Annotated in this window: 23 protein-coding genes; 15 read left to right on the top strand and 8 right to left on the bottom strand. The window is 58.1% G+C overall.

What is annotated here, in order from left to right; genetic code table 11:
* Positions 1–23 precede the first annotated feature (23 nt).
* Genes fhuA through fhuB form a run of 4 tightly spaced genes read left to right on the top strand, consistent with a single transcriptional unit; the run spans position 24 to position 5,939 of the window.
* Positions 24–2,216 carry a ferrichrome porin FhuA gene (fhuA, locus tag AFK66_RS15610; RefSeq protein ID WP_023899398.1) on the top strand — a complete coding sequence of 731 codons (2,193 nt, stop codon included), beginning with the start codon at positions 24–26 and terminating at the stop codon, positions 2,214–2,216.
* Between the two features lie 47 nt (positions 2,217–2,263).
* Positions 2,264–3,061 carry a Fe3+-hydroxamate ABC transporter ATP-binding protein FhuC gene (gene fhuC / locus AFK66_RS15605; RefSeq protein WP_007775984.1) on the top strand — a complete coding sequence of 266 codons (798 nt, stop codon included), beginning with the start codon at positions 2,264–2,266 and terminating at the stop codon, positions 3,059–3,061.
* Positions 3,061–3,957, top strand: a complete 897-nt coding sequence (gene fhuD / locus AFK66_RS15600) for a Fe(3+)-hydroxamate ABC transporter substrate-binding protein FhuD (RefSeq protein ID WP_007775986.1) — start codon at positions 3,061–3,063, stop codon at positions 3,955–3,957. The genes fhuC and fhuD overlap by 1 nt, the downstream gene beginning before the upstream one ends.
* Complete coding sequence (gene fhuB, locus AFK66_RS15595) at positions 3,954–5,939, top strand: Fe(3+)-hydroxamate ABC transporter permease FhuB (RefSeq protein ID WP_023899397.1); 1,986 nt, start codon at positions 3,954–3,956, stop codon at positions 5,937–5,939. The genes fhuD and fhuB overlap by 4 nt, the downstream gene beginning before the upstream one ends.
* Before the next feature lie 200 nt (positions 5,940–6,139).
* On the opposite strand, the gene hemL is transcribed toward fhuB, so the two are convergent.
* Positions 6,140–7,420: a glutamate-1-semialdehyde 2,1-aminomutase gene (gene hemL / locus AFK66_RS15590; protein WP_007776215.1), complete on the bottom strand. Its 1,281-nt coding sequence runs from the start codon at positions 7,418–7,420 to the stop codon at positions 6,140–6,142.
* 172 nt (positions 7,421–7,592) lie between these two features.
* Here hemL and clcA point away from each other — a divergent pair, with 172 nt between their 5' ends.
* Entirely contained in the window at positions 7,593–8,996 is a 1,404-nt protein-coding gene (gene clcA / locus AFK66_RS15585; RefSeq protein WP_023899396.1) for a H(+)/Cl(-) exchange transporter ClcA, read from the top strand.
* An 81-nt stretch (positions 8,997–9,077) separates the two neighbouring features.
* On the top strand, positions 9,078–9,422 hold the full coding sequence (gene erpA, locus AFK66_RS15580) for an iron-sulfur cluster insertion protein ErpA (RefSeq protein ID WP_004386149.1): 345 nt from the start codon (positions 9,078–9,080) through the stop codon (positions 9,420–9,422).
* A gap of 53 nt (positions 9,423–9,475) precedes the next feature.
* On the opposite strand, the gene AFK66_RS15575 is transcribed toward erpA, so the two are convergent.
* From AFK66_RS15575 to mtnN, 3 genes are read right to left on the bottom strand one after another with little or no spacing between them, the layout of a single operon-like run.
* On the bottom strand, positions 9,476–10,096 hold the full coding sequence (locus AFK66_RS15575; RefSeq protein WP_007776332.1) for a TRIC cation channel family protein: 621 nt from the start codon (positions 10,094–10,096) through the stop codon (positions 9,476–9,478).
* Positions 10,097–10,112: 16 nt separating this feature from the next.
* The gene (gene btuF, locus AFK66_RS15570) at positions 10,113–10,913 is read right to left on the bottom strand and encodes a vitamin B12 ABC transporter substrate-binding protein BtuF (protein WP_007776335.1); all 801 of its coding nucleotides are present in this window, start codon (positions 10,911–10,913) and stop codon (positions 10,113–10,115) included.
* A complete protein-coding gene (gene mtnN, locus AFK66_RS15565) occupies positions 10,906–11,604 on the bottom strand; it encodes a 5'-methylthioadenosine/S-adenosylhomocysteine nucleosidase (RefSeq protein ID WP_007776337.1) in 699 nt (232 codons plus the stop codon). The genes btuF and mtnN overlap by 8 nt, the downstream gene beginning before the upstream one ends.
* Positions 11,605–11,696: 92 nt before the next feature.
* Here mtnN and dgt point away from each other — a divergent pair, with 92 nt between their 5' ends.
* Together dgt and degP are read left to right on the top strand one after the other, a co-directional pair.
* A complete protein-coding gene (dgt, locus tag AFK66_RS15560; RefSeq protein WP_007776338.1) occupies positions 11,697–13,211 on the top strand; it encodes a dGTPase in 1,515 nt (504 codons plus the stop codon).
* 140 nt (positions 13,212–13,351) lie between these two features.
* Entirely contained in the window at positions 13,352–14,779 is a 1,428-nt protein-coding gene (degP, locus tag AFK66_RS15555) for a serine endoprotease DegP (protein ID WP_032969706.1), read from the top strand.
* 79 nt (positions 14,780–14,858) lie between these two features.
* Here the strand turns inward: degP and AFK66_RS15550 are convergent, their stop codons facing one another.
* From AFK66_RS15550 to map, 4 genes are all read right to left on the bottom strand, one after another.
* Positions 14,859–15,248 carry a DUF3461 family protein gene (locus tag AFK66_RS15550; protein WP_004386143.1) on the bottom strand — a complete coding sequence of 130 codons (390 nt, stop codon included), beginning with the start codon at positions 15,246–15,248 and terminating at the stop codon, positions 14,859–14,861.
* A gap of 109 nt (positions 15,249–15,357) precedes the next feature.
* Positions 15,358–16,182, bottom strand: a complete 825-nt coding sequence (gene dapD / locus AFK66_RS15545) for a 2,3,4,5-tetrahydropyridine-2,6-dicarboxylate N-succinyltransferase (protein ID WP_004386142.1) — start codon at positions 16,180–16,182, stop codon at positions 15,358–15,360.
* A 42-nt stretch (positions 16,183–16,224) separates the two neighbouring features.
* Positions 16,225–18,900 (bottom strand): bifunctional uridylyltransferase/uridylyl-removing protein GlnD, encoded by a 2,676-nt coding sequence (gene glnD / locus AFK66_RS15540; RefSeq protein ID WP_007776397.1) that lies wholly within the window; start codon positions 18,898–18,900, stop codon positions 16,225–16,227.
* Between the two features lie 43 nt (positions 18,901–18,943).
* Positions 18,944–19,738, bottom strand: coding sequence for a type I methionyl aminopeptidase (gene map / locus AFK66_RS15535; RefSeq protein WP_007864522.1), 795 nt, complete (start codon positions 19,736–19,738; stop codon positions 18,944–18,946).
* 309 nt (positions 19,739–20,047) lie between these two features.
* Between map and rpsB the strand changes: the two genes are divergently transcribed.
* From rpsB to cdsA, 7 genes are all read left to right on the top strand, one after another.
* Entirely contained in the window at positions 20,048–20,773 is a 726-nt protein-coding gene (gene rpsB / locus AFK66_RS15530) for a 30S ribosomal protein S2 (protein ID WP_004386139.1), read from the top strand.
* Positions 20,774–20,929: 156 nt separating this feature from the next.
* Positions 20,930–21,781: a translation elongation factor Ts gene (gene tsf, locus AFK66_RS15525; protein WP_004386138.1), complete on the top strand. Its 852-nt coding sequence runs from the start codon at positions 20,930–20,932 to the stop codon at positions 21,779–21,781.
* Between the two features lie 146 nt (positions 21,782–21,927).
* A complete protein-coding gene (gene pyrH, locus AFK66_RS15520; RefSeq protein WP_004386137.1) occupies positions 21,928–22,653 on the top strand; it encodes a UMP kinase in 726 nt (241 codons plus the stop codon).
* A 168-nt stretch (positions 22,654–22,821) separates the two neighbouring features.
* A complete protein-coding gene (gene frr / locus AFK66_RS15515) occupies positions 22,822–23,379 on the top strand; it encodes a ribosome recycling factor (protein WP_004386136.1) in 558 nt (185 codons plus the stop codon).
* Positions 23,380–23,504: 125 nt separating this feature from the next.
* Complete coding sequence (ispC, locus tag AFK66_RS15510) at positions 23,505–24,701, top strand: 1-deoxy-D-xylulose-5-phosphate reductoisomerase (RefSeq protein ID WP_023899391.1); 1,197 nt, start codon at positions 23,505–23,507, stop codon at positions 24,699–24,701.
* Between the two features lie 188 nt (positions 24,702–24,889).
* Positions 24,890–25,648 carry a (2E,6E)-farnesyl-diphosphate-specific ditrans,polycis-undecaprenyl-diphosphate synthase gene (gene ispU / locus AFK66_RS15505; RefSeq protein ID WP_004386134.1) on the top strand — a complete coding sequence of 253 codons (759 nt, stop codon included), beginning with the start codon at positions 24,890–24,892 and terminating at the stop codon, positions 25,646–25,648.
* Positions 25,649–25,660: 12 nt separating this feature from the next.
* A complete protein-coding gene (gene cdsA / locus AFK66_RS15500; RefSeq protein ID WP_007776544.1) occupies positions 25,661–26,518 on the top strand; it encodes a phosphatidate cytidylyltransferase in 858 nt (285 codons plus the stop codon).
* Positions 26,519–26,520 lie beyond the last annotated feature (2 nt).

The following is a 26,520-nucleotide window of genomic DNA, read 5'->3' as shown; positions in this document are numbered from 1 at the left end:
CACTATCACTCAGAGAAATTAGCATGGCGCGTTCCACTCACACTCAGATCAATACCAGGATTTGCAGACTGGCGGTTGTTGTTGCCACGGCGTGCGGCGGTTTTGCCGCTTCCGCGTTAGCCGCCGACGGCCAGAAAGAGGAAACCATTACTGTTTCCGCTGCTGCTGCGCAGGAAAGCGCCTGGGGCCCGGCCCCGACCATTGCGGCGAAGCGTTCCGCCACCGCCACCAAAACCGATACCCCGATTGAAAAAACGCCACAGTCCGTGTCCGTCGTGACGCGCGAAGAGATGGATACTCGCCAGCCGACCACCGTCAAAGAGGCGTTGAGCTATAGCCCGAGCGTTTTCTCCACACGCGGCAGCTCCTCCACTTACGATGTCGTGACCATCCGCGGTTTTACGACCTCGACCACGGTAAACACTAACCAGTACCTCGACGGTATGAAGCTTCAGGGCAACAACTACTCTGAAATTTCCATGGATCCTTATTTCCTGGAGCGCGTGGAGCTGATGCGCGGGCCGACTTCCGTGCTCTATGGCAACAGCAACCCCGGCGGTATCGTCAGCATGGTCAGCAAACGTCCGACCACCGAGCCGCTGCGCGAAGTGCAGTTCAAAATGGGCAGCCACAATCTCTGGCAGACCGGTTTTGATTTCAGCGACGCGATTGATGACGCGGGCGTGTGGTCTTATCGCCTGACCGGTTTAGGCCGCAGCCAAAATGCCCAGCAGGAGATGGCGAAATCGTCGCGTTACGCGATTGCCCCTTCTTTTAGCTGGCGTCCGGATAATCAAACCGATTTTACGTTCCTGAGTAACTTCCAGAGCGACCCGTATGCCGGTTTTTATGGCTGGCTGCCGCGCTCCGGCACGATCGTGCCGTATTACGACGCTAACGGTAAGGCGCATAAGCTGCCGACCGATTTCAACGAAGGCGAAGCGAACAACAAGATGTCTCGCCGTCAGCAGATGGTTGGCTACAGCTTCTCGCACGCCTTCGATGATACCTTCACGCTGCGCCAGAATCTGCGTTACACCCGCGAGCACACGCTGTACCGCTCGGTGTACGGCAATGCGTTTGTCGCGCCGTCCACGATTAATCGCGCGTATGTCCGTTCCGATGAAGACATGAACGCTTTCAGCGTCGATACGCAGTTGCAGTCTGATTTCGCAACTGGCGCGGTGGATCATAAGCTGCTGACCGGCGTTGATTACTCCCGTATGCGCAACGACATTAACGCGGACTACGGCACCGCCAGCTCGCTCAATATGCTGGATCCGCAGTACGGCAACCCTGACATTAACGTGAACTACCTCTATGACGTGATTAATCGTCAGGAGCAAACGGGCCTGTATGTGCAGGATCAGGCGGAGTGGAACAAGTGGGTAATGACTTTAGGCGGCCGTTACGATTTCGCGAAAACGTCCACCTATACCCGCTCTTCCGGCGCGCTTGCTGAGATTAACGATCAGCAGTTCACCTGGCGCGGCGGCATCAACTATCTGTTCGATAACGGCGTATCCCCTTACTTCAGCTACAGCGAATCGTTTGAGCCTGTTTCTGGTTCCACCTTAGGCCGCAAACCATTCGAGCCCTCACGCGGCAAGCAGTATGAAGCGGGCGTGAAATATGTGCCGAAGGATATGCCGGTCGTGCTGACGGCCGCGGTATATCAGCTCACAAAAGATAAAAACCTGACGGCCGATCCGGCGAATAACAGCTTCAGCGTCCAGGGCGGTGAAATCCGTTCCCGCGGCATTGAACTGGAAGCGAAAGCGGCCGTGTCAGCGAATGTGAATGTGACCGCGTCTTATAGCTTTACCGATGCGAAATATACGCATGACACGCTCTTTGAAGACAAGCGTCCGGCGGAAGTGCCGCGCAATATGGCGTCGCTGTGGGCGGATTACACCTTCCACGATGGCGCGCTGAGCGGGCTGACTGTCGGCGCTGGCGGCCGCTATGTCGGCAATACCGTCAGCTATTACGCCTACGGTGATAAACAGAACCAACCGTTTAACGTTGCAAGCTACACCGTGGCGGATGCTATGGTGAAATACGATCTGGCGCGTTTAGGCCTGCCGGGCTCGTCTGTCGCCTTAAACGTCAATAACCTGTTTGACCGCGAGTATGTCTCCAGCTGCTACAAAGATTACGCATGCTACTGGGGCGCGGAACGTCAGGTAACGGCGACCGCCACATTCCGCTTCTGATCCGTCTTTGGGCACGCTTTGGCGTGCCCTTCAACAAGTTGGCTACCATGCAGGACAAAATTTCCCCGCCCGATGCTGGTTTTTCGTTAAAAGATGTCACTTTTCGAGTGCCTGGACGCACGCTGCTGCACCCCTTGTCGCTCACCTTTCCGGCCGGCAAAGTCACCGGACTTATCGGCCATAACGGCTCCGGCAAATCCACGCTTCTGAAAATGCTTGGCCGTCACCAGAAACCCTCCGGTGGCGACATTCTGCTTAACGGCGAGCCGCTGGCGGGCTGGAACAGCAAAGCGTTCGCGCGTGAAGTCGCGTATCTGCCGCAGCAGTTGCCTGCCGCTGAAGGCATGACGGTGCGCGAGCTGGTGGCGATTGGTCGCTACCCGTGGCACGGCGCGCTTGGGCGCTTTGGGGCGGAAGATCGCGAACGGGTGGAGGAAGCCATCAGTCTGGTGGGGCTTAAACCGCTTTCGCACCGGCTGGTGGACAGCCTTTCCGGCGGCGAGCGCCAGCGGGCCTGGATTGCCATGCTGGTGGCGCAGAACAGCCGCTGCCTGCTGCTCGACGAACCGACCTCAGCGCTGGATATCGCCCATCAGGTCGACGTGCTGGCGCTGATCCATCGCTTAAGCCAGCAGCGCGGATTAACGGTGATCGCGGTGCTGCACGACATCAACATGGCGGCGCGTTACTGCGACCATCTGGTGGCGCTGCGCGGTGGGGAGATGATAGCCCAGGGCAGCCCGCTGGAACTTATGAACGGCGAAACGCTGCAACAGATTTATGGCATTCCGATGGGCATTCTGCCGCATCCGGCGGGCCTCGCACCCGTGAGCTTTGTCTGCTGATGCGCGATATTCTCTCAACCCCTTTCAGCCGTCGGCGTCTGATGACGGCGATGGCTCTCTCGCCGGTGATGTGGCACATGGCGAAAGCCCGTGCGGCATCGGTGGATCTCAAACGTATCGTGGCGCTGGAATGGCTGCCTGTCGAACAGCTTATCGCGCTTGGCGTGATGCCTTACGCGGTGGCGGATGTGCCGAACTACCGCCTGTGGGTTGACTACCCGCCGCTGCCGGATGCCGTCATCGACGTCGGGCTGCGCACCGAGCCAAACCTGGAACTGCTCACCCAGCTTGAGCCGTCGCTGATGATCTGGTCGGCCGGTTATGGCCCGTCGGAAGCGCAGCTTAAGCGTATTGCGCCCGGCATGGGCGTGACGTTTACCGACGGCAAAGCGCCGCTCGCGATGGCCCGGCAGTCGCTGCTGACGCTGGCCGAACGGCTGGGGCTTGAGAAAGCGGCGCACGCTCACCTTGATGAATTCGAACAGTTTCTTACGCAGATGAAAGCGCGCCTGGCGGGACGCGGGCAGCGTCCGCTGCTGCTGATGTCGCTGCTGGACTCGCGCCACGCGCTGACGCTCGGCACTAACAGTCTGTTTCAGCCGGTGCTGGACGCCGTGAATATTCCTAACGCCTGGCAGGATAAGACCAACTTCTGGGGCAGCGCGATTGTCGGCATTGAGCGCCTTGCGCAATTCCGCGACGCTGACGTTATCTGCTTTGAGCATGGCGATGACCAGGCGATGCGCCAGCTTGCCGCCACGCCGCTCTGGCAGGCGATGCCGTTTGTGCGCGAGGGCCGTTTTCAGCGCGTGCCTGCCGTCTGGTTTTACGGCGCGACGCTCTCGGCGATGCGCTTTGGCCGCGTGCTGGAAAACGCGCTGGGAGGCCGGGCATGAGGCGACATAATCTGCTTTTCCCGGCGCTGCTGCTGGGGCTGTTGTTCGCGCTGGCGCTCGGCCTGAGCTGGGCCAACCTGAATGCCTGGCTGCCGCGCGCGCAGTGGGGCGAGGCGCTGTGGCGTCCGAATATTGATGCCATCGATCAGATGCTGTTCCATTACAGCCTGCTGCCGCGCTTTGCGGTGTCGCTGCTCGTTGGCGCGGGGCTTGGGCTGGTCGGCGTGCTGTTTCAGCAGGTGCTGCGTAATCCGCTTGCCGAGCCGACCACGCTGGGTGTGGCGACCGGCGCGCAGCTTGGCGTCACCGTGGCGACGCTCTGGGCGCTGCCAGGCGGCGTGCTGACCGCCCAGTTCGCGGCGCTGGCCGGGGCCTGCGTGGTTGGGCTGCTGGTGTTTGGCGTCGCCTGGGGAAAACGTCTCTCGCCGGTCACGCTGATTCTGGCGGGCCTGGTGGTGAGCCTCTACTGCGGTGCCGTCAATCAGTTGCTGGTGCTGTTCCATCACGATCAACTGCAAAGCATGTTTTTATGGAGCACCGGCGCGCTTAACCAGAACGACTGGAGCGTGGCGGCGCGGCTGTGGCCGCAACTGCTGGCGGGCTTTTTACTGACGCTGCTGCTGTTGCGCCCGCTTACGCTGATGGGGCTGGATGACGGCGTGGCGCGCAATCTTGGCCTGGCGCTGTCGCTGGCGCGGCTCGCGACGCTGACGCTGGCGATTATTATCAGCGCGCTGCTGGTCAACGCGGTCGGGATCATCGGGTTTATCGGGCTGTTCGCGCCGCTGCTCGCGAAAATGCTCGGCGCGCGTCGGCTGCTGGCGCGGCTGCTGCTGGCGTCGTTCATTGGCGCGCTGCTGCTGTGGCTGTCGGATCAGTTTATTCTCTGGCTCTCCCGCGCCTGGCTGGAAGTCTCCACCGGGATGGCGACGGCGCTGTTTGGCGCGCCGCTGCTGCTGTGGCTTCTGCCGCGTCTGCGTACCATGAGCGCGCCGGCGATGAACGCGGGCGACACGATCCCGGCCGAGCGCGGCCATGTGGCGCGCTGGACGCTGGCAGGGCTGTTACTGCTGCTGGGCGTGGCGGCGCTGGCGCTCTGTTTTGGCCGCGACGCGCACGGCTGGGTGTGGGCACAGGGCGACGTGCTGCGCGAGCTGCTGGGCTGGCGCTGGCCGCGCGTGCTGGCGGCGCTGTGCGCAGGCACGATGCTGGCGGCGGCGGGCTGTATTATCCAGCGGCTGACCGGCAACCCGATGGCGAGCCCGGAAGTGCTGGGCATTAGCTCCGGCGCGGCGTTCGGCGTGGTGTTGATGCTGCTGTTCGTGCCGGGCGACGCCTTCGGCTGGCTGCTGCCGGCGGGGAGCATCGGGGCGGCGGCGACCCTGATGATTATTCTGATTGCCGCCGGACGCGGCGGGTTTTCCCCGCACCGGATGTTGCTCGCAGGGATGGCGCTCAGCACCGCGTTTACGATGCTGCTGGTGATGCTGCAGGCGAGCGGCGATCCGCGTATGGCGCAGGTGATCACCTGGATCTCCGGCTCCACCTACAGCGTGACGCCGCAGCAGGCGAGAAACTCGCTGTGGGTGATGCTGATATTGCTGGCACTGACGCCGCTGTGCCGCCGCTGGCTGACGGTGCTGCCGCTTGGCGGCGAGACCGCGCGTGCGGTCGGGATGGCGCTGACGCCGACCCGCATTGTGCTGTTGCTGCTGGCATCGGCGCTGACCGCCGCGGCGACGCTGACCATCGGGCCGCTGAGTTTTATCGGGCTGATGGCACCGCACATTACGCGGATGCTCGGTTTTCGCCGCGCGTTGCCGCAGCTCGTTATCGCCTCGCTGCTGGGCGGTATGTTGATGATGCTGGCGGACTGGGCAGGGCGAATGGTGATGTTCCCGTACCAGATCCCGGCCGGGCTGCTGGCGACGTTTATCGGCGCGCCGTATTTCGTGTATTTGTTGCGTAAGCAGAGCCGTTAATCAGAGACAGGAAATCAGGGTGGGTTGCCTGGGTGAACGGTGGGTGCGCTTCGCTTTCCCACCCTACGAGGGGCGTTTGGTTGGTGGAAGGTGGGTGAGAGGTGGGTGCGCTGCGCTTACCCACCCTACGTAGACTCACCTTTCTGAATGTATCGTAGGGCGGGTAAGCGTATGCGCACCCGCCACGTTAACCCACCCGATTACAGCTTCGCGAACACCCGGCGCGCGGCGTCGATGGTGTTGTTGATATCTTCTTCACTGTGCGCGACGGACATAAAGCCCGCTTCAAACGCTGACGGCGCGAAGTAGACGCCTTCTTCCAGCATCAGGTGGAAGAAACGTTTAAAGCGCTCGACATCGCATTTCACCACATCCTGATAGCAGGTCACGCTGTCGGCATCGGTAAAGAAGAAGCCGAACATCCCGCCGACGTGGTTCACCACCAGCGGTACGCCGGCTTCCTGCGCGGCGTCCAGCAGGCCGTCCGCCAGCTGCGTTGTCAGCGCGTCGAGGGTGCTGTGAACGCCAGGCTGCGCCACTTCGCTAAGACATGCAAAGCCCGCCGCCATCGCAATCGGGTTACCGGAGAGCGTGCCCGCCTGGTAGACCGGACCGGTCGGCGCCAGCGCTTCCATCACTTCGCGACGCCCGCCGAACGCGCCCACCGGCATACCGCCGCCGATGATTTTGCCAAGACAGGTCAGATCCGGCACTACGTTGTAGTACGCCTGCGCGCCCGCCAGCGCGACGCGAAAACCCGTCATCACTTCATCGATGATCAGCAGCGCGCCGAATTCGTCGCACAGTGCGCGCAGGCCAGGCAGGAAATCGGGCTGCGGCGGAATGCAGTTCATGTTGCCCGCCACCGGCTCGACGATGATGCAGGCGATATCCTGCGGGTAAAGCTCAAACGCTTCGCGCACAGAGGCGAGATCGTTATAGGTGCAGGTCAGGGTATGTTTGGCGAAATCTGCCGGTACGCCTGGCGAGTTCGGCTGGCCAAGCGTCAGCGCGCCAGAGCCTGCTTTCACCAGCAAATGATCCGCGTGACCGTGGTAGCAGCCTTCGAATTTGATGATTTTATCGCGACGGGTAAAACCGCGCGCCAGACGGATGGCGCTCATGGTCGCTTCGGTGCCGGAGTTCACCATACGCACCATATCCATCGTCGGCACCAGTTCGGTGACGAGCTGCGCCATTTTCACTTCCATTTCCGTCGGCGCGCCGAAGCTCAGGCCGCGCTCTGCCGCTTCAATCACCGCGTTGCGAATCGCCGGGTGGTTATGGCCGAGCACCATCGGACCCCAGGAGCCAACGTAGTCGATATAGGCTTTGCCGTCGGCATCATAGAGATAAGCCCCGTCCGCCCGTTCGATAAAGAGCGGCGTGCCGCCTACGCCGGTAAAGGCGCGCACCGGCGAGTTCACGCCGCCTGGGATAAGTTCGCGGGCGGCGGCAAAGAGGTTTTCAGACTTACTCATGAATCGGCTCCTGATTCGGGGAAAAGAGGGATAACGGGTTATTCTAAGTCATCCCTTCGGGGTTATGAAAGTTTTGCCCGATTAAATCCCGACAGCGGGCAGGGCTTTTTTGAATGACGCCGCCGCACGGCGTACAATGCGCAGCCTGAATGCATCCCGGAGAACTGTTCGTATGAAGTCGCAGACGATACCCACCCGCCGCGTCAGAGGATTTCGACGCGCCGCGGTTATCCGCCAGTTACTGTCGCGTGACAAAACGCCGCTGACGATTTTGCTGCTGGCGTCTCTCACTGGCGTGCTGGCGGGGCTTGCGGGCGTGGCATTTGAAAAAGCGGTCGCCTGGGTGACGGCGCATCGCATTGAAGGCCTGGCGCAGGTGGCGTACAACCCGTGGCTCGTCTGGCCGCTGGCGTTTTTGTTTTCCGCGCTGCTGGCGATGGTGGGCTATTTTCTGGTGCGCCGCTTCGCGCCGGAGGCGGGCGGATCGGGTATTCCTGAAATCGAAGGCGCGCTGGAGGAGTTACGCCCGGTGCGCTGGTGGCGCGTGCTGCCGGTGAAGTTTTTCGGCGGGATGGGCACGCTTGGCGCAGGCATGGTGCTCGGCCGCGAAGGCCCGATGGTGCAGATGGGCGGCAATATCGGGCGCATGGTGCTGGATATTTTTCATCGCCCGGATGCCGAGGCGCGCCATACGTTGCTGGCGACAGGGGCGGCAGCAGGCCTGGCGGCGGCTTTTAACGCGCCGCTCGCGGGCATTCTGTTCATTATTGAAGAGATGCGCACGCAGTTTCACTACAACCTGATTTCCATTAAAGCCGTGTTTACCGGGGTCATTATGTCGACCATCGTCTTTCGCATCTTTAATGGCGAAAAATCGGTAATCGAAGTCGGGCAATTGACCGACGCGCCAGTTTATACGCTCTGGCTCTATCTGCTGCTGGGGATTATTTTCGGTGCCGTGGGGCCGCTGTTTAACCGTCTGGTGCTCGGGATGCAGGATGTGTTCGCGCGTATTCACGGCGGCAATACTACCCGCTGGGTGCTGCTCGGCGGCGCGATTGGCGGCGCGTGTGGTCTGCTTGCATTGTGGGAGCCTGCGGCGGCAGGCGGCGGGTTTGGTTTAATCCCTATCGCGGCGGCGGGTAATTTTACCGTCGGGATGCTGCTGTTTATTTTTATCGCGCGCGTAGTAACGACGGTGTTCTGTTTCTCCTCCGGCGCGCCGGGCGGGATTTTCGCCCCGATGCTGGCGCTCGGCACGCTGCTTGGCAGCGCGTTCGGCATGGCCTGCGCCGCCTGGTTCCCGCAGTGGCACTTACAGGCGGGTACGTTCGCCATTGCGGGCATGGGCGCGCTGCTTGCCGCCTCGGTCAGGGCGCCGATTACCGGCATCGTGCTGGTGCTGGAGATGACCGATAATTACCAGCTCATTTTGCCAATGATTATTACCTGTCTCGGCGCGACACTGCTCGCCCAGTTCCTCGGCGGCAAGCCGCTCTATTCCACTATCCTCGCGCGAACGCTTGCGAAACAGGAGGCGGAACGACAGGCGCAGACCGTCGGGCGGAATACTTGAACGATTTACCAGGGTAATAGATAATGGCCCTAAAGATCGGGTTATTCTTTGCCCGATTGCTGGTTTCAACGGGAGCAAAAAATGAGTGATGACGTAGCGCTGCCGCTGCAGTTTACCGACGCAGCCGCCAATAAAGTAAAAAGCCTGATCGCAGACGAGGACAACCCGAATCTCAAGCTGCGCGTCTACATCACCGGTGGTGGGTGCAGCGGCTTCCAGTATGGTTTTACCTTTGATGACCAGATTAACGATGGCGATATGACTATCGAGAAGCAGGGCGTGTCGCTGGTCGTAGACCCGATGAGCCTGCAATACCTGGTGGGCGGCGCGGTGGATTACACCGAAGGCCTTGAAGGCTCGCGCTTTGTGGTGAATAACCCGAACGCCACCAGCACCTGCGGGTGTGGTTCTTCCTTCAGCATCTGATTGCCGTGCTGAAATAAAAAAGCCGTGTTTTGCGACACGGCTTTTTTTATGGCTTACGCTTTTTCGTCAAGCGCGAAGGTGGGGAGCTTCAGGTGCCAGCGGATCGCCGCAAGACGGATCGCAAGCGTTACCACCATGCCCATCATGCTCGCCTGCTCCAGCGGCACGGCAAAAGTATAAAACGCCGTCGCGTGGACGATACCGCCCACGATGCACGCGGTGGCGTAGATTTCGGTTCGCAGGATCATCGGGATTTCGCGCGCCAGCACGTCGCGAATAATACCGCCGCCAACGCCCGTCACCACGCCCATGCAAATCGCCACCAGCGGCCCGGTGCCGGCCATAAACGCTTTATTGACCCCTATGCCGACAAACACCGCGAGGCCTACCGCGTCCAGCACCGGTAGCACCCACTTCGGCAGGCGACGCGGCTGGCGCACCAGCGCAATCGTCAGCAGACACGTCACCATCGCCACCACCAGATCGGTGGGATCTTTCACCCAGAACACCGGGCCATGATCGAGCGCCATATCGCGGATCGTGCCGCCACCCACTGCGGTGACGACGCCGAGCACCAGTACGCCGAAAGGATCCATACGCAGTTTGCCCGCCAGCAAAACGCCGGAGATGGCAAACACCGCGGTGCCAATAATATCCAGCCAGTAAACCAGCATGATGTTCCTCGACTCGTTATTTTACCTCTGCCAGCGCCTGACAGAGCTGATTCGCGGCGAGGATAATACGCGGGCCGGCGCGCTCAAACCAGTCATCGTTAATGCTTATGACAGGAACATTTTGCAGAGGCTGCCAGAACTGCCGCGTGGCGGCGATGGACTTCTCGCCGCCGGTGACGACAACGGCCTCGGGATGGCGCGCCAGCACCTGTTCGCGGCTCACCTGCGGCCAGGGAACGGGGCTGTCGGCGAAAATATTCTCGCCGCCGCACGCCGCGACGATTTCATTCTGGATAGAGGCTTTGCTGGTGGTAAAAAGCGGGCGCATGCCGAACTGCAAAAACACGCGCTTTTTCGGCTGGCTTTTATATCGCGCCGTAAGCGCTTGCCAGCGCTGTTCCAGCTCGCGCGCCGCGGCCTGCGCCTTTTCCGGCGTCGGGCTGTAAGGCGCGAGCGCGCGCAGCGCGTCGGCCACCTGCGCGATATTTTGCGGATCGAGCCAGAGTACGTGAATGCCGAGCGATTTGAGCTGGTTTATCTGCCGCTCCGGGTTGCCGCCGCGCCAGGCGACCAGCAGATCGGGTTTAAGCGCCGCGATAAGCTCCACGTTCATCCCCTGCCAGTTCGCCACCTGTTCGAGCTGACGCGCGGCGTCGGGGTAGTCAGAGTAAGCGCTGACCGCGACGGGCGTGATCCCGGCGGCAAAGGCGAGTTCGGTATTGGCGGGAGAGAGGGTAATGACCCGCGGCGCGGCAAAAAGCCACGCCGGGAGAACCAACAGGGCGACAAGCGCCCTGTTAAGCCAGCGTTTAGCCACGGTTCAGGCTCGTGAGCAGCGTCTCGACCATCAGGCTCGACTGCTTCGCCGCCACCGCCAGGAACTCTTCAAAGCTCAGGTGCGACTGCTGATCGGCAACGTCAGAGATAGCGCGCACGACGACAAACGGCACGCCGAAGTTATGGCAGACGTGGCCAATGGCGGTCGCTTCCATCTCAACGGCAATCGCCTGCGGGAAGTTGTGGCGGATTTTAGCAAGGTTGACGGAGCCGTTGATAAAGGCGTCGCCGCTCACCACCAGCCCGCGCACCGCGTGCAGGTTGAGCTGTTCGATGGTTTCCTGTGCCGCCGCGATCAGTTTGTCATCGGCCTTGAACGCCGCCGGGCAGCCCGCCATCTGGCCATATTCGTAGCCGAACGCGGTGACGTCGGCATCGTGGTAGCGCACTTCGTCGGAGACCACGATATCCCCCACTTTCAGCGAGGGCGCGAGACCGCCCGCCGAGCCGGTATTGATAATCACGTCAGGTTTGCAGTGCTCCAGCAGCAGCGTCGCGCCCATCGCGGCGGAAACTTTACCGATGCCCGATTTCAGCAGCGCCACTTCCACGCCGTTGAGGGTGCCGGTGTAAATTTCGCAGCCGGCGATATTCAGGGTCTGGCGGTTGTCGATTTTGTCACGCAGCAGCGTCACTTCTTCTTCCATTGCGCCAATAATGCCTGCTTTCATAGAGATACTCGCTAAATGATGGATTCAGAGGCATAGTCTATCATGGCAGACAGCAAGGATTTAATTCGCGTGCGCGCAGACCGGGAGGGCGGATGGAGAAAATCGATTTCCGAAACAAAATCAACTGGCATCGCCGGTATCGCTCGCCGCAGGGCGTGAAGAGTGAACACGAGATCCTGCGCATCTTTGAAAGCGATCGCGGCCGCATTATCAACTCGCCCGCGATCCGCCGCCTGCAACAGAAAACCCAGGTTTTTCCCCTTGAGCGCAACGCCGCGGTGCGCACGCGCCTTACGCACTCTCTGGAAGTGCAACAGGTGGGGCGCTATATCGCCAAAGAAGTGTTGAGCCGCCTGAAAGAGCAGGGGCTGCTTGAGGCGTATGGCCTGGCGGAGCTGACCGGGCCGTTTGAGAGCATTGTTGAGATGTCATGCCTGATGCATGACATCGGCAATCCGCCGTTCGGTCACTTCGGCGAAGCGGCGATTAACGACTGGTTCAGCCAGCGGCTCTTTCCGGCGGATGCCGAAAACCTCCCCGTAAGCCAGGACCGCTGCACGGTGCAGACGCTGCGCCTCCAGGAGGGCGAAGAAGCCCTTAACGCGCTGCGCGGCAACGTGCGGCGCGATCTGTGTCATTTCGAGGGTAACGCGCAGGGTATTCGACTGGTGCATACGCTGCTGCGCATGAATCTTACCTGGGCGCAGGTTGGTGGTATTCTCAAATATACGCGCCCGGCCTGGCACCACGGCCCGGTGCCGGAAACCCACAGCTATCTGATGAAAAAGCCGGGGTTTTATCTCTCCGAAGATCAATATATTTCGCGGTTGCGTAAAGAACTGCAATTAGACACTTACAGTCGTTTCCCGCTCGCCTGGATTATGGAGGCGGCGGACGATATTTCTTATTGCGTGGCGGATCTCGAAGACGCGGTGGAAAAACGTATTTTCAGCGTCGAGCAGTTATATCAGCATCTCTATGACGCCTGGGGCGAACATGCGCCGGGCGATCTCTTTAATCTGGTCGTGCAAAACGCCTGGGATAAATCGGGAACTAATCAATTACACCACAGCGCGGAAGATCAGTTTTTTATGTATCTGCGCGTGAATACATTAAATCGGCTGGCGCCTTACGCCGCGCAGCGTTTTATTGATAATTTGCCGGACGTCTTTAACGGCTCGTTTAATCACGCGCTGCTCGAAGATGACAGCCCGTACAGCCGACTGCTTGAACTGTATAAAAATGTCGCGGTGCGTCATGTATTTAACCACCCTGACGTCGAGCAACTGGAGTTGCAGGGCTACCGGGTCATTAGCGGGCTGCTGGATATTTATCGCCCGTTGCTCTCGCTGACGCTGGCGCAATTTCGCGAGCTGGTGGAAAAAGAGAGCGTACGGTCGCTGCCGATTGAATCGCGCCTTTATCATAAACTCTCTTCCCGGCACCGGCTGGCTTATATCGAGGCTGTGAGCCATCTGCATCCGCAGGCGGCGGATTTCCCGGTTTGGGAATATTATTATCGTTGCCGGCTTATCCAGGACTATATCAGTGGTATGACCGATCTCTACGCCTGGGATGAATATCGCAAACTGATGGCGGTAGAATAAGCCGCTTCGTTTTGTAAAGACGGACAATAAATTTTTACTTTTTTCAGAAAATTAACGACGGAACTTCGCGCTATAAATCGACTCTGACAGACACCTTCACAGCAATTTATTTGCGTTACTTGTTAGTTGAGAATGAATCGATGAAAAAAACCACGTTAGCAATGAGTGCGCTGGCCCTGAGCCTGGGGCTGGCATTAAGCCCGGCTTCCTTCGCCGCTGAAACCGCGTCCGCCGTGACGTCGCAGGCGATGCCGAGCCTGGCGCCGATGCTGGAAAAAGTCATGCCTTCTGTCGTCAGCATTAACGTTGAAGGCAGCACCACGGTGAATACGCCGCGTATGCCGCGCAACTTCCAGCAGTTCTTTGGCGATGATTCGCCGTTCTGCCAGGATGGTTCCCCGTTCCAGAGTTCACCTTTCTGTCAGGGCGGCCCTGGCGGCGCTGACGGCGGCGGCCAGCAGCAGAAATTTATGGCGCTTGGCTCCGGCGTGATTATCGATGCCGCCAAAGGTTATGTGGTCACCAACAACCACGTGGTGGATAACGCCACCACCATTAAAGTGCAGCTGAGCGACGGACGTAAGCTGGACGCGAAAATCGTGGGTAAAGATCCGCGCTCCGACATCGCGCTTATCCAGATTCAGGATCCGAAAAACCTGACGGCGATTAAACTTGCCGACTCCGACAGCCTGCGCGTCGGCGATTACGCTGTGGCCATCGGCAACCCGTTCGGCCTTGGTGAAACGGTAACCTCCGGTATCGTCTCGGCGCTGGGCCGCAGCGGCCTGAACGCGGAAAACTACGAGAACTTTATCCAGACCGATGCGGCGATTAACCGCGGTAACTCCGGCGGCGCGCTGGTGAACCTGAACGGCGAGCTTATCGGGATTAACACCGCGATTCTGGCGCCGGACGGCGGCAACATCGGTATCGGCTTTGCTATTCCGAGCAACATGGTGAAAAGCCTGACGTCGCAGATGGTCGAGTATGGCCAGGTGAAACGCGGCGAGCTCGGCATCATGGGTACTGAGCTGAACTCTGAACTCGCCAAAGCGATGAAAGTGGACGCCCAGCGCGGCGCGTTCGTAAGTCAGGTGCTGGCGAACTCTTCCGCCGCCAAAGCGGGCGTGAAAGCGGGCGACGTGATTGTGTCGCTGAACGGCAAACCGATTAGCAGCTTCGCGGCGCTGCGCGCGCAGGTCGGCACCATGCCGGTCGGCACGAAACTGACGCTCGGCCTGCTGCGCGACGGTAAACCGGTGAATGTCGATCTGGTGCTGCAGCAGAGCAGCCAGACGCAGGTAGATTCCTCTTCCATCTTCAGCGGTATCGAAGGGGCGGAGATGAGCAACCGCGCCGGTAAGGATAAAGGCGTGATGGTGAACAGCGTGAAAGCGGGCTCGCCTGCGGCGCGTATCGGCCTGAAGAAAGGCGATGTTATCGTCGGCGCGAATCAGCAGCCGGTGAGCAATATCGCTGAACTGCGCAAAATCCTCGACAGCAAGCCGTCGGTGCTGGCGCTGAACATTCAGCGTGGCGACAGCTCTATCTATCTGCTGATGCAGTAACAGAGTCTCTTAAAACAAAAGGCCGCGATTGCGGCCTTTTTTACGTCTGATGCCCGGCGCGAAAACGCGCGGACGACGTTTATTTATTGCGGGTGAGCTTTTCGAGGTCGGATTCGATCTCGGAGATCTTGTTCGCCACGACGCTTTCCAGATGGCGCAGATCGTCGAGGATTTTGCGTTTCAGATCCACTTCGGTGCGGTCGCGCTGGCAGAGTTGATCCAGCTCGTCTATTACGTAGCGCAGGTTAGGGCTGATCTCCTGCACTTCTTTGTAACCCTGACCGACGCCGTCGGCGACCACGGTTTTGCGCTGGCGTGGGTATTTAAACTTCACGCTCTTGGCGAAGAACTCGCCCTTATCCTTATGGAAGTAGATCTTCAGGATATCGTTGTTCGCTTCCTGGCGCAGACTGTAACGGTCGATTTCATCAGGATTGGTTATGCCAAGACTCTTAAGGTTGTCGTACATAGCGATCCCCCTGGGGAAATATTAACCTTTAGATAATTAATGAAAAGATCCCATCGCGCCACCCTCAGATGCGAAAAAGGCGGGCCAGGCCCGCCTTTTTTCGTTCTGCTTAGTCGATGGTGCGCAGCAGTTCGTTGATACCGACTTTACCGCGGGTTTTCGCGTCGACTTTCTTCACGATCACCGCGCAGTAGAGGCTGTATGAGCCATCTTTCGACGGCAGGTTGCCGGAAACCACCACGGAGCCTGCCGGCACGCGGCCGTAGAAGACTTCGCCGGTTTCGCGGTCATAAATTTTGGTGCTCTGGCCGATGTAAACGCCCATTGAGATTACAGAGCCTTCTTCGACGATAACGCCTTCCACCACTTCAGAACGCGCGCCGATAAAGCAGTTGTCTTCAATGATGGTCGGGTTGGCCTGCAGCGGCTCCAGTACGCCGCCGATGCCGACGCCGCCGGAGAGGTGAACGTTTTTACCGATCTGCGCGCATGAGCCGACGGTCGCCCAGGTGTCCACCATGGTGCCTTCATCGACATACGCGCCGATATTGACATAAGACGGCATCAGTACGGTGTTGCGGGCGATAAACGCACCCTGGCGCACGGCCGCAGGCGGCACCACGCGGAAGCCTTCTTTCTGGAAACGGGCTTCGTCGTAGTTAGCGAATTTCATCGGCACTTTGTCGAAGTAGCGGCTTTCCGCGCCTTCAATCACCTGGTTGTCATTGATACGGAAGGAGAGCAGCACCGCTTTTTTCAGCCACTGGTGGGTGACCCACTCGCCGTTGATCTTCTCTGCGACGCGCAGTTCGCCGCTGTCCAGCAGGGCGATAACCTGGTTGACCGCCTCGCGGGTGACGGCATCGACGTTCGCCGGCGTGATGTCGGCGCGGCGCTCGAAAGCGGATTCAATAACGTTCTGTAGCTGCTGCATAATTAGCTTCTTTCCTGATAACTTTTGGGTATTAAAAATTCACTACACTTTATCGTTTGGATTGAGGGCCTCTGTCAACCGTTGTCTCACCTCTTGCTGGAGCAGATTATTAAGCCCACGCCGGTCCGCTGTCGCGATTATAAATAAATCTTCTACTCGCTCTCCAATTGTACTGATCCTGGCTCCGTGCAGCGAAATGCCGAGGTCGGCGAAGACCTGCCCGACACGCGCCAGAAGGCCGGGTTGATCGAGCGCGATAAGCTCCAGAAACGATTTTCTGTCGGTGTGCGTTGGCAGAAAATTGACCTCGGTTTCCACCGTAAAGTGCCGCAGTTTGGCAGGCTGACGACGCGGCTGCGGCGGCTGCCAGGTGCGCTGCGTGATCGCCTGCTCAAGACCCTGGCGAATCGCCTCGTGGCGGTCGGGGGAGAGCGGGCTGCCGTCCGGCTCCAGCACAATAAAGGTATCCATCGCCATGTCGTCGCGGGTCGTGAAGATCTGCGCGTCGTGTACGCTCAGGTTGCGCCGGTCAAGCTCGGCGCAGACGGCGGCGAAGAGGTAAGGGCGGTCCGGGCTCCAGATGAATATCTCGGTGCCGCCGCGCGTCGCCTGCGGGCTTAGCAGGATAAGCGGCTTGCTGAGATCGTGATGGAGCAGATGCCGCGCATGCCAGGCAAGCTGATTCGGGCTGTGGCGTACAAAGTAGTTGGCGCGACAGCGTCCCCAGATGTGGTGCAACGCCTCTTCGTCAATGTTTTCCATACGCAGCAGCGCCAGCGCCTGGAGCTGGTGATGGCGCACGCGCTCGCGCATATCGGGCGTGCTTTGCATGCCACGACGCAGCTGTTTTTCGGTCGCGAAGTAAAGCTCGCGCAGCAGGCTCTGCTTCCAGCTGTTCCAGAGCGTTTCGTTGGTGGCGCAGATATCCGCCACCGTCAGGCAGACGAGGAAACGCAGCCGATTTTCGGTCTGCACTTCTTCGGCAAACTGTTTAATGACTTCCGGGTCCTGAATGTCGCGGCGCTGCGCCGTGACCGACATCAGCAGATGGTGGCGTACAAGCCAGGCGACCAGCTGCGTTTCACGCGAATTGAGGCCGTGCAGTTCGGCGAATTTCAGGACGTCCTGCGCGCCCAGCACCGAGTGATCGCCGCCACGGCCTTTGGCGATGTCATGGAACAGCGCGGCGATGAGGATCAGCTCCGGGTGTGACAGGCGCGGCCAAAGATCCACGCAGAGCGGGTGTTTCGCGCGCGTCTCTTCTTTAGCGAAGCTTTCCAGCTTCAGCAACACGCGAATGGTGTGCTCATCCACCGTATAGGCGTGGAACAGGTCGAACTGCATCTGCCCGACAATATGCGACCACTGCGGCATGTACGCCCACAATACGCTATGGCGATGCATCGGCAGCAGGCCGCGGCTTACCGCGCCCGGATGGCGCAGCATCGCCAGAAACAGCGAGCGGGCTTCCGGGATGTAACACAGCGGCTGTTTAAGATGACGGCGCGCGTGGCGCAGATGACGCAGGGTGGTGGAGTAGATCCCGGTGATGTCGCGGTTACGCACCATCATGTAAAACATGCGCAGAATGGCCTGCGGCTCGCGAATAAACAGCGTCTCGTCGCGCAGATCGATAAGCGTGCCGCGCAGCTGGAAGTCATCATCTAGCACGCGCGGTTTTTCATCGGTGGTGAGCGCGAGGATCGCCTCGTCGAACAGTTGCAGCAGCATCTGGTTAAGTTCGCCGACGCGGCGCGTGACGCGGTAGAAATCTTTCATCATATGCTCAACCGGCTCGTTGCCTTCGCCTTCATAACACAGGCGTTGAGCCACGCTCAGCTGACGATCAAACAATAACCGGTTGTCGTAGCGGTTGAGCTCCAGATGCAGCGCAAAACGAATGCGCCACAGCAGATGCTGGCACTCGTCGAGCTCGTTGCGCTCGGCTTCCGTCAGAAAGCCGAAGCCGACCATTTCACGCAGCGACGTGGCGCCAAAGTGGCGGCGCGCCACCCATTGCAGCGTGTGGATATCGCGCAGGCCGCCAGGGCTGCTTTTAATGTCCGGCTCCAGGTTGTAGCTGGTGCCGTGATAGCGCTGGTGGCGCTCGTTCTGCTCTTCCACTTTGGCGGCGAAGAATTTTTCTGAAGGCCAGAAGCCGTCGCTGAAAATATGCTTTTGCAACTCGAGGAACAGCGCCACGTCGCCAATCAGCAGGCGTGATTCGATAAGGTTTGTGGCAACGGTGAGATCTGAAAGCCCTTCCAGCAAGCACTCTTCAAGCGTGCGTACGCTGTGGCCTACTTCCAGCTTCACGTCCCACAGGAGCGTCAGCAGCTCGCCCACTTTTTGCGCCTGCGCTTCGCTCAAGCGCTTGCGGCTCAGGATGAGTAGATCGATATCTGATAGCGGGTGCAGTTCGCCGCGCCCGTAGCCGCCGACCGCGACCAGCGCGGTGTCCGGAGTATCGCCAAAGCCCGCGGCAATCCACAGCCGTTGCAGGAGCTGGTCGATAAATTCGGTGCGGGCTTCAATCAGTTGTTCGGCGGTGTAGCCGTCGTCAAACGCTGCGCCAAGCCACTGCTGAAAAGCGTCGAGATGCTGTTTGATTTGCGCGCAGTTAAGCGCGTCGGCAGGCCAGGTGGCGGGGTAGTCAGGCTGTCCGGGGAGAGGAGCAAGCGTGGTATTCACAGACTGCTCGGGTAATGTGTTACTCATCATGCGCCACCCATAAAAAAAGCCGGCGCTTGCCGGCTTCTTATTAATCGTTATGCGAAATGATGTTGGGTATGGTGTCGTCCTTACGCAACGTCAGAATTTCGCAGCCGTTATCCGTCACCACAATAGTATGCTCGTACTGCGCAGACAAGCTGCGATCCTTGGTTTTCACCGTCCAGCCATCCTTCATGGTACGGATGCGGTAGTCGCCAGCGTTCACCATTGGCTCGACCGTAAAGGTCATGCCCGGTTGCAGCACGACGCCGCCGTCGTCGGCGTCGTAATGCAGCACCTGCGGCTCTTCATGGAAGCCGCGGCCGATGCCGTGTCCGCAATATTCGCGCACCACAGAAAAGCCTTCCGCTTCGACGAATTTCTGAATGGCGGCACCGAGCGTGCGCAGGCGGATGCCTGGTTTCACCATGCGCAGCGCCAGATAGAGGCTTTCCTGCGTAATGCGGCACAGGCGCTCGCCCAGGATGGTCGGCTTACCGACGATAAACATTTTGGACGTGTCGCCGTGGTAGTCATCTTTAATAACGGTCACGTCGATATTGACGATATCGCCATCTTTCAGAAGCTTGCCGTCATCAGGAATCCCGTGGCACACCACTTCGTTAATAGAGATGCACACGGATTTCGGGAAGCCGTGGTAGTTCAGGCACGCGGAGATCGCATGCTGGTGATTAGTAATGTAATCGTGACAGATACGATCCAGCTCGCCCGTGCTGACGCCCGGCTTCACATGTTCTTCGATCATCTCAAGCACTTCAGCGGCAAGCCTTCCCGCGACGCGCATTTTTTCGATTTCTTCAGGGGTTTTGATTGAAATAGCCATAATCTGGTCCGCTGGTGCCGGAAAAGTCGGCAATACTGATAAATGTAAAACAATGGTATCAGGGCATCAGGAAGGTGCCAAATTGAGAATCATTAAGGGCACGTCCCGTGAACAACTATTGGAGTCCCGGCCGAAATTGTGATATAAAGCGCGCCGGACTTCTGTACCAGAATCCTGGCACAGAGGCGACTACTCTCACTTTGTGTAATAACACACACGTATCGGCACATATTCCGGGGTGCCCTTCGGGGTCGGTAATATGGGATACGTGGAGGCATAACCCCAACTTTTAAACAGAGGTTTTAAATCATGGCAACTGTTTCCATGCGCGACATGCTCAAGGCTGGTGTTCACTTCGGTCACCAGACCCGTTACTGGAACCCGAAAATGAAGCCGTTCATCTTCGGTGCGCGTAACAAAGTTCACATCATCAACCTTGAGAAAACCGTACCGATGTTCAACGAAGCCCTGGCTGAGCTGAGCAAAATTTCTTCCCGTAAAGGTAAGATTCTGTTCGTCGGTACCAAACGCGCTGCAAGCGAAGCGGTGAAAGAAGCTGCTAACAGCTGCGACCAGTTCTTCGTGAACCATCGCTGGCTGGGCGGTATGCTGACTAACTGGAAAACCGTTCGTCAGTCCATCAAGCGCCTGAAAGATCTGGAAACTCAGTCTCAGGACGGCACCTTCGATAAGCTGACCAAAAAAGAAGCGCTGATGCGCACCCGTGAGCTGGAAAAGCTGGAAAACAGCCTCGGCGGTATCAAAGACATGGGCGGCCTGCCGGACGCACTGTTCGTTATCGACGCTGACCACGAGCACATCGCTATCAAAGAAGCAAACAACCTGGGTATCCCGGTATTTGCTATCGTTGATACCAACTCCGATCCGGACGGTGTTGACTTCGTTATCCCGGGTAACGATGACGCCATCCGTGCTGTCAGCCTGTACCTGAATGCTGTTGCTGCAACCGTTCGTGAAGGCCGTTCTCAGGATCTGGCTGCTCAGGCGGAAGAAAGCTTCGTAGAAGCTGAATAATAAGGCATGCTCGTTTAGAGCCCTTATTAACCAGGTAGTAACAAGTTTGGTTAGGGGGCCTGTCTCAGGCTCCCTTTTTTGTTTGAGTCGGGTGTGTCGGTAGTCTCCGACAGGCCTGGACTTATCTCCCCGCACGAGATAACCGAGGATTATAGAATGGCTGAAATTACCGCTTCCCTGGTAAAAGAGCTGCGCGAACGTACTGGCGCAGGCATGATGGAATGTAAAAAAGCTCTGGTTGAAGCTAATGGCGACATCGAGCTGGCTATCGAAAACATGCGTAAATCTGGCGCGATCAAAGCGGCGAAAAAAGCAGGCAACGTAGCTGCTGACGGCGTGATCAAAACCAAGATTGAAGGCAACTACGGCGTGATCCTGGAAGTTAACTGCCAGACCGACTTCGTGGCTAAAGACGGCGGTTTCCAGGCGTTCGCTGACAAAGTTCTGGACGCGGCTTTTGCGGGCAAAATCACCGACGTTGAAGCGCTGAAAGCGCAGTTCGAAGAAGAACGCGTTGCACTGGTTGCTAAAATCGGCGAGAACATCAACATCCGTCGTATCGCATCCCTGGAAGGCGACGTTCTGGCAAGCTACCTGCACGGCGCGCGCATCGGCGTTCTGGTTGCGGCTAAAAACGCTGACGAAGAGCTGGTTAAACAGCTGGCGATGCACGTTGCTGCAAGCAAGCCGGAATTCGTTAAGCCGGAAGACGTGTCTGCTGACGTGGTAGAAAAAGAGTACCAGGTACAGCTGGACATCGCCATGCAGTCTGGCAAGCCGAAAGAAATCGCAGAGAAAATGGTTGAAGGCCGCATGAAGAAATTCACCGGCGAAGTTTCTCTGACCGGTCAGCCGTTCGTTATGGATCCGAGCAAAACCGTTGCTCAGCTGCTGAAAGAGCACAACGCTGACGTCACTAACTTCATCCGCTTCGAAGTGGGCGAAGGCATCCAGAAAGTTGAGACTGACTTTGCAGCAGAAGTTGCTGCCATGTCCCGCCAGTCTTAATGGTGTAAAAGAGCCGCCTGAGGGCGGCTCCTTTTTATCCGTCATTCATAAATTTCGGCCTGCTCTTATATAGCCGGAGCCGGAATGCGACGCATCATGTCGCCTGAATTAACCATCCCATTCGTTGACAGTTCCAGGAAAGAAACATGGCTACCAATGCAAAACCCGTCTATAAACGCATTCTGCTCAAGCTGAGTGGCGAAGCGCTGCAAGGAGCAGAAGGCTTCGGTATTGATGCGAGCATTCTGGATCGCATGGCGCAGGAAATTAAAGAGCTGGTGGAGCTGGGCATCCAGGTCGGGGTGGTGATCGGCGGCGGCAACTTATTCCGCGGCGCTGGCCTTGCCAAAGCCGGTATGAACCGTGTCGTGGGCGACCACATGGGTATGCTCGCGACCGTAATGAACGGCCTTGCGATGCGCGACGCGCTGCATCGCGCCTATGTTAACGCCCGCCTGATGTCTGCCTTCCCGTTAAACGGCGTGTGCGACAACTATAGCTGGGCTGAAGCTATCAGCCTGCTGCGTAACAACCGCGTGGTTATTTTCTCCGCCGGTACCGGCAACCCGTTCTTCACCACCGATTCCGCCGCCTGCCTGCGCGGCATCGAAATCGAAGCGGAAGTGGTGCTGAAGGCGACGAAAGTAGACGGCGTCTACTCCGCAGACCCGATGAAAGATCCAACCGCGACGCTCTATGATCAACTTTCCTATCAGGAAGTGCTCGAAAAAGAGCTGAAAGTGATGGATCTGGCGGCCTTTACGCTCGCACGCGACCACAAATTGCCGATTCGTGTTTTCAACATGAATAAGCCGGGCGCGCTGCGCCGCGTGGTAATGGGCGAAAAAGAAGGCACTTTGATTACGGAATAATTTTCGTTTGAAGGGAATCAGGGTAAGATTCCGCTTTAAAATCAGTTTCCGTGACCAGGCGACCCGTCGGGTGCCGCAAGATAAAGAAGGCTATACTTAGCACGCAGCCGCAAGGCAACGTGGCGCGGGTGTGGTCTGCCTGATAACCAGTTTTCAAGGATTCGTAACGTGATTAGCGATATCAGAAAAGATGCTGAAGTACGCATGGACAAGTGCGTTGAAGCATTCAAAACCCAAATCAGCAAAGTGCGTACCGGCCGCGCTTCCCCAAGCCTGCTGGACGGGATCGTGGTGGAATACTACGGCACGCCGACGCCGCTGCGTCAGCTGGCTAACGTCACCGTAGAAGACTCCCGTACGCTGAAAATCAACGTGTTCGATCGCTCTATGGGCCCGGCCGTTGAGAAAGCGATTATGGCATCTGACCTCGGTCTGAACCCAAGCTCCGCGGGCAGCGATATTCGCGTTCCGCTGCCGCCGTTGACTGAAGAACGTCGTAAAGATCTCATCAAAGTCGTGCGTGGCGAAGCCGAGCAGGCGCGTGTGGCTATCCGTAACGTCCGTCGTGACGCGAACGATAAAGTTAAAGCGCTGCTGAAAGATAAAGAGATTGGCGAAGATGAAGATCGCCGCTCTCAGGACGACGTTCAGAAACTGACTGACGCCGCCATCAAGAAAGTGGACGCGGCGCTGGCTGATAAAGAAGCCGAGCTGATGCAGTTCTAATCCCTTTCTGATGATACTGTAAACGCCGTACAGGAGAGCCGCATCGCGGTTTTCGCTGGCGGCGTTTTGCATTGGATCGCGCGCCAGCGCGATGCGTTTATTCTTATTTTCACGTTGAGCGCCTCATGAAGCATTTAACCATTCTCGGCTCTACCGGCTCTATCGGTTGCAGCACCCTTGATGTTATTCGCCATAATCCGGAAGAATTTTCGGTGACCGCCCTGGTGGCGGGTAAGAATGTCGCCAGAATGGTTGAGCAATGCCTGGAGTTTCGTCCCCGATTCGCGGTAATGGATGACGAGGCGAGCGCCCGAGAATTGCGTGAAACGCTGCGCCAGCATGGCAGCCGCACTGAAGTATTGGCCGGGCGCGATGCCGCCTGCGAGATGGCGGCGCTCGACGATGTGACCCAGGTGATGGCGGCCATCGTTGGCGCAGCCGGACTTCTGCCGACGCTTGCGGCTATCGCAGCCGGTAAGCAAGTGTTACTGGCGAATAAAGAATCGCTGGTGACCTGCGGGCGACTTTTTATGGATGCAGTGGCGCAGAGCGGGGCGCAACTACTGCCGGTGGACAGCGAGCATAACGCGATTTTTCAGAGTTTACCGGCAACAATTCAACACAACCTGGGGTACGCTAAACTTGAGGAAAGCGGAGTTTCTTCGATTATCCTCACCGGATCTGGTGGACCGTTTCGACAGACGCCTTTGCCTGAACTGGCCGCAATGACGCCGGACCAGGCGTGTCGTCATCCTAACTGGTCGATGGGGCGCAAAATATCCGTCGATTCGGCTACCATGATGAATAAAGGTCTCGAATACATTGAAGCTCGCTGGCTGTTTAACGCCCGGGCAGACCAGATGGAAGTATTGATTCATCCACAGTCGGTGATTCATTCCATGGTGCGTTATGCCGATGGCAGCGTGCTGGCACAACTGGGCGAACCCGATATGCGCACCCCCATCGCGCATACGATGGCCTGGCCGGCGCGCGTTCCTTCCGGCGTGCAGCATCTGGATTTTTGCAAGATAGCGACGCTGAGCTTCGGTGAACCGGATTATCAGCGTTATCCGTGTCTGAAACTCGCCATGGATGCCTTCGAAAAAGGGCAGGCGGCGACGACAGCGCTGAACGCGGCGAATGAAATTACGGTCGCCGCTTTTCTTGCCGGAGAGATTCGTTTTACGGATATCGCAGCGCTTAATCAGGCGGTGCTGGATGAAATGGATCTTCGTGAGCCGCAAAGTGTGGATGAAGTGCTTACCGTCGATGCCGAAGCGCGTATTGTTGCGCAGAAACGGGTGACGCGTCTCGCAAGCTGATGATTAATCATGCGGTGAAGGCGAGGTTATTTGTGAGCGCCCTGCTTCGGTGATATAGTCTGCGCCACCTGAATACGGGTGGGTGAGCCTGGCCGGTCGGGCGAGCCGTGGTTTTCACGGCTTTTTTATGCAAAGGCTTCAGTATTCCTGAGTACCGCTTAATCCTTATCAGGGAATAAATACGCGTTATGTTGTCTGTAAACCTTCCATTAAGCGAAAACTTGCCCGCACATGGCGCGCGCCATGTTGCCATTATTATGGATGGCAATGGCCGCTGGGCGAAAAGACAAGGGAAAATCAGAGCCTTTGGTCATAAAGCGGGGGCGAAGTCGGTTCGCCGCGCGGTTTCTTTCGCTGCAAACAATGGTATTGAGGCACTGACGCTTTACGCATTCAGCAGCGAAAACTGGAATCGTCCCGCTCAGGAAGTCAGCGCGCTGATGGAATTATTCGTCTGGGCGCTCGACAGCGAAGTCAAAAGCCTGCATCGCCATAATGTGCGTTTGCGCGTTATCGGCGATATTAGCCGGTTTAACACCCGTTTACAGGATCGTATCCACAAAGCCGAGGCGTTAACCAGCCAGAATACTGGCCTGACGCTGAATATCGCCGCGAATTATGGCGGACGTTGGGATATTATTCAGGGAGTGCAGCAGTTAGCGGCACAGGTCCAGGAAGGATTATTACGTCCTGACCAGATTGATGAAGAGATGCTCAGTAAGCAAATCTGCATGCATGAGCTGGCTCCCGTAGATTTAGTGATTAGGACAGGGGGAGAGCATCGAATCAGTAATTTCCTGCTGTGGCAAATCGCCTATGCAGAACTCTATTTTACCGATGTTCTCTGGCCTGATTTTGATGAACAAGACTTTGAAGGTGCGCTAAATGCCTTTGCCAACCGGGAACGCCGGTTCGGCGGCACGGCACCTGGCGGCATCGATGCCTGATGGGGGTAGCTTTTGCTGAAGTATCGCCTGATTTCTGCGTTTGTTTTAATACCGGTTGTTATCGCCGCGCTGTTTTTGTTGCCGCCGATGGGTTTCGCGATTGCGACGCTGGTCGTTTGCGTGTTGGCCGCCTGGGAATGGGGGCAACTGAGCGGTTTTACTTCCCGATCTCAGCGGGTATGGCTGGCGCTGCTTTGCGGGCTGCTTCTGGCGCTGATGCTCTTTTTTCTGCCCATTTACCAGGCACCGATTAGCGTTCCGCTGGTCGAAGGCGCGCTCTGGGCATCGCTGGGCTGGTGGGCGGTCGCGCTGTTGCTGGTGCTGTTCTACCCCAACTCCGCGGCATTCTGGCGACATTCAAAAGCGCTGCGTCTGGTGTTTGGCCTGTTAACGATTGTCCCCTTTTTCTGGGGTATGGTGGCGTTGCGGGCGTGGCATTACGACGCGAATCACTACAGCGGCGCGCTCTGGCTACTGTATGTCATGTTCCTTGTCTGGGGCGCGGATTCCGGCGCGTATATGTTCGGTAAAATGTTCGGCAAGCATAAGCTTGCGCCGAAAGTCTCTCCGGGGAAAACCTGGCAGGGCTTTATCGGTGGTCTTTTGACCGCGGCGATTATCTCCTGGATTTATGGCGCATGGGCAGATTTGAACGTCGCGCCTGCGACGCTGTTGACCTGTTCGATTGTCGCTGCGCTGGCCTCTGTGCTGGGCGACCTGACCGAAAGCATGTTTAAGCGCGAAGCGGGCATTAAAGATAGCGGACATCTGATCCCAGGCCACGGTGGTATTCTCGATCGCATCGACAGCCTCACGGCGGCGGTGCCGGTTTTCGCCTGCCTGCTGCTGCTGGTCTTCAGGACGATTTAACG

The organism is Cronobacter malonaticus LMG 23826 (assembly GCF_001277215.2).
In the GTDB taxonomy this organism is placed as follows: domain Bacteria; phylum Pseudomonadota; class Gammaproteobacteria; order Enterobacterales; family Enterobacteriaceae; genus Cronobacter; species Cronobacter malonaticus.
Note: the sequence above shows the minus strand (reverse complement) of the source record. Positions and strands in the feature narration are given on the sequence as shown.